The organism is Bacillota bacterium, from assembly GCA_040754675.1.
Lineage (GTDB): Bacteria > Bacillota > Limnochordia > Limnochordales > Geochordaceae > Geochorda.
Genome location: JBFMCJ010000421.1, coordinates 1 through 3,560 on the forward strand (window position 1 = coordinate 1; position 3,560 = coordinate 3,560).

5 protein-coding genes are annotated in these 3,560 nt (G+C 64.8%); 4 read left to right on the forward strand and 1 reads right to left on the reverse strand.

Annotated features, from left to right (window positions below; genetic code table 11):
• The first annotated feature begins 124 nt into the window (after window positions 1-124).
• From AB1609_18190 to AB1609_18200, 3 genes are read left to right on the forward strand one after another with little or no spacing between them, the layout of a single operon-like run.
• Window positions 125-514 carry a hypothetical protein gene (locus AB1609_18190; GenBank protein ID MEW6048377.1) on the forward strand — a complete coding sequence of 130 codons (390 nt, stop codon included), beginning with the start codon at window positions 125-127 and terminating at the stop codon, window positions 512-514.
• Window positions 511-1,002, forward strand: coding sequence for a hypothetical protein (locus AB1609_18195; GenBank protein ID MEW6048378.1), 492 nt, complete (start codon window positions 511-513; stop codon window positions 1,000-1,002). Before AB1609_18190 ends, AB1609_18195 begins: the two co-directional genes overlap by 4 nt.
• Window position 1,003: 1 nt before the next feature.
• Entirely contained in the window at window positions 1,004-1,795 is a 792-nt protein-coding gene (locus tag AB1609_18200; protein MEW6048379.1) for an AbiJ-NTD4 domain-containing protein, read from the forward strand.
• A 267-nt stretch (window positions 1,796-2,062) separates the two neighbouring features.
• On the opposite strand, the gene AB1609_18205 is transcribed toward AB1609_18200, so the two are convergent.
• On the reverse strand, window positions 2,063-3,184 hold the full coding sequence (locus tag AB1609_18205) for an IS110 family transposase (GenBank protein ID MEW6048380.1): 1,122 nt from the start codon (window positions 3,182-3,184) through the stop codon (window positions 2,063-2,065).
• Between the two features lie 164 nt (window positions 3,185-3,348).
• Here AB1609_18205 and AB1609_18210 point away from each other — a divergent pair.
• Window positions 3,349-3,560 (forward strand): site-specific integrase (locus AB1609_18210; GenBank protein ID MEW6048381.1); only part of this gene is annotated, 212 nt, incomplete at its 3' end.

Consider the following 3,560-nt stretch of genomic DNA (forward strand, 5'->3'; position numbering starts at 1 on the left):
CAGATGGCTCGATGCGCGGCCCGGTACGCCTCGCCCCACTGAAGCTGGTGTGGGACGCCGCGGACTGGTTCCTCGTGCCGTCGCCGTGGGTATTGGAGAAGATGGCGTGGATGAGAGGGGGCCGATGATGCGTCGCGACCCCGGCCTCGCCGCCATCGCCTCGTTCTTCGTCTGGGGCCTGGGCCACACTTACCATGGCCGGTTCTGGGTTGGGTTCGGACTTGCGCTCTTGCAGGCGTTTCTCGTCTGGACGATGCTGGCGGCGCCGGGCTTCCTGCTGGGGCTTGCTGAGACGCCGTCATGGTCCCCGGCCGTGTGGTTGCTCGGGATACTTTTCTATATTCCTGTGTGGATCGCGCAGGTAGTGGCCGCGTTTAGATCGACAGAGGCGGCGAACCGTGCGGATGAGGATAGGGTCAAAGAGCGCCGCCGGCAAGACGCCGAGCTTGCTCGCCTCGCGGCCGAACTCCGCCGGGGTGGCACATCAACGTCGCAGAGCAGGGGCTCCGCGTGAAAGATTCCCAGATCATCCCGTTCCCTGATCGTCGGCAGGAGCCGCGGCGTCGGCGCGCCCGACCCGCGCGCCCCTCCGCCCTCCAGGTCGCCAACCTCCTCCGTGCCCTCGGCCTGACCGAATCCGACCTCCCCGCCCTGCGCGACCTGTTCGCCACCCTGCGGGAATTGGGCCTCCCGCCCCACCAGGCCGCCACGATGGTCAAGGTCGCGGCGGGCCGTGCCCGCTGGCCGCTGCTCGAGCAGGAGCTCGTCTACTTCCGGCATCTGGGCATCTCGCTCGACGACGAGGGAGAAGCGGAGGCGCGGATGCTGTTGCAGCTCGCCCGCGAGGTTCGCCGCCGGCGGTGGTCGGTGCCCGAGTTCGTGGAGTGGGCGACCCGACAGCTTGCGGCGACGGGTGCCGTCTTGCCCAGGGATTTCAGGGATGAGCACGAGCCGCTACCGGGGGCGCTGGAGACGGAGTTTCGGTGGGAGCGCGATGATTAATATGCGATTCTCCCGACGAATCGGTAAGACACCTGTGCGCACTGCTTTGCAGGTCGACTCCATGGATCAGGCGCTCCGCAATTCGCTTTGGAACGTATTGTATCGCTTTTTGTTTAATAGAGAGGAGTGGGAACCGTATGAGGATATAATGGATTTATGGGAACATTTCTTCAAACAACCAATTGATTCAGTGCCCGGAGAAACGCCAAAGGCAATCGCGGCGATCCGAAAATGGTTTTTCGAATGTCCATGGTACCTAGCTTATGATTTCGTTGAATTTGCTGCAACCTTGGTGAAATCTCCACGTGACTTTTACCGTGCATGCAATGTAGTCCTTGAACGAGAGGCGTCTGGCTACCGGTTTCTCAATGGGATATTGACTCCAATTGCAGACCAAATCGATATCCAGAACATAGAAACTGCCATCGGAAAAACTGGGAGCCTTGGAATGGAGCCAGTACAACGGCATCTGGAGAGCGCCCTGCGCTTGCTATCAGACAGGCGGTCCCCTGACTACCGCAATTCAATCAAGGAAGCGATTAGTGCTGTGGAAGCTATGGCCCGGTTGATCTCTGGCGATCCCAAAGCCCAATTGGCGAAGGCGCTAGACATACTGGGTGCGCGCATTGGACTTCATGGAGCCCTCAAGAAAGGTTTCCAGGCACTGTACGGTTGGACAGGCCATGAGCAAGGAATCCGCCATGCCATGACGGACCAGCCTACCGTCGAGTTCGAGGACGCCCTTTACATGCTGGGGGCATGCTCCGCCTTTGTCCATTACCTCCTGATATGAACGAGGCCGTCAACCCCCGTTGTGATCCGCCGGGGCGGAGCCGGGCCGGGGATGTCGTCGACGGTTGGCACTCTGATATCCGCGGGTTGGTGACCGCACTTTACGCCATCCGTCGGGGAGCTGCCTCGAACTAGAGACGCACATGCGGCTCAAGCGCCGTGTGCATAGGAGCCTCGAGGATTCCCCCCACCGGCCCCCGGTCGGTTCCGGCTCACCCGGTCGGCTGGATCCCTGTTGAGCCTCGTGGTGTCGCCTTCAGCCCTCCTGTCAGGCTGCTACCCGAGCCTGCTGCGCCTCGACGTGGCATGCAACGGCCCAGGCAAACCCCAAAAGCTCCCGGGCCACCGCGGTCGCCGCCACCGTCGAGGGCTTGCCCCGGCCGAGCAGGCGCCAGTACTTCCGATGCAGCCGTTGTTGCGCTTTGAGGGAGATCCGCAGCACTTCGGGATCGACCCCCTGTTGTCTGGCCCGCAAGGGGGCCTTGACAGCGGGCCGGTGGCGATACGCCCAGGCCGCTTCCCCCAGCACAAACCGGACGTGCGCGTTGCCGGTCTTGGTGATCCCGCCCCGGCGGGTCTGGACGCCGCTCGAATGCTCTCGAGGCACCAGACCCGCGTACGCCATCAGCTGGGCCGGGCTTCGAAAGCGGGAGAACTCCCCGATCTCGGCCACCAGCGTCACCGCCGTGACCTCCCGGACCCCTTTGAGGGCTTGCAACGCCTGGATGACTCGCGCATGCCGGCCTTCGGTGGCCATCGCGTGGATCTCCGCCTCGAGCCGCTCAACCCGGGCCTGCACCTCATGCACCGCATGCAGGTACTCCTGGAAGGCCACCTGGCTGGCCCGGTGGGGGAAGCTCAGCGTATCGAGCCAGCGCAGGAACATCCGGGACCACCGGGTCGTGCCCTTGGGCGCGGCCACGCCGTGACGCAGAAGGAAGCTGGTGAGCTCCTGGCGGGCGCGCCTCAGGTCCCGCTTGGCGCCTTCCCGGGCCCGCACCAGGTCCCGCAGCGCCTCGTCGTCCTCGCCGGGCACCCAGACCGGCGTCAGCTCGCCGGCTCGAAGCAACTGCGCCAGCCGCAGGGCGTCGCGTCGGTCGGTCTTCACCTGGTCGCCGGGCCGCACAGGTGTCAGCGACGGCGCCACCACGATGCATTGTACCCCCAGCCGGCTCAAGAGCCGGTACAGCCCGTAGCCGGTGGGCCCCGCCTCGTAGCACGCCAAGAGCTGCTCCGGCTTGCCCAGCCGCCTCACCAGCTTGCGTACGGCCTCGGGCGTGTTCGCCATGCTGCCCAGGTACCGGGGCGGTGCGGTCCCCCGCTCGGCCACGGCCACCGCGATGGTCTCCTTCGCGACGTCCAGGCCTACGAACTTCGTGATATGATCCACTCGCCGGCCTCCTTCACGCTGTAGCTCTGCGTCCCTCTGGGGACATAACCTACGTTCGTCGTGAACGGGGGCCGGCCTCGTTCATCCTAACTAGTAAAAGCCGAGAAGGCTGGGTGCTTCCTGCCTCCTCGGCCCGCGCCGCTAACAGATGAGGGAAGAGGCCCATGCGACGTCGCGCCCGGGGCGAAGGCACCATCTACTTCCACAAGGCCTCCGGCCTCCACGCCGGGGAGATCATCATCGACGGCCGAAAGCGCACGGTGTATGGCGCGACCCCCGAGGAGGTCGCGTCGAAGCTCGCCGAGCTGAAGCGCCAGGCCGCCGATGGCACGTTGCCCATCCCGAACCGCGTCACCGTGGCCGAGTGGTGCGAGAC

Coding starts and splice junctions, on each gene's coding strand:
- AB1609_18190 (MEW6048377.1), top strand. CDS start 125: ATGATGCGTCGCGACCCCGGCCTCGCCGCCATCGCCTCGTTCTTCGTC.
- AB1609_18200 (MEW6048379.1), top strand. CDS start 1,004: ATGCGATTCTCCCGACGAATCGGTAAGACACCTGTGCGCACTGCTTTG.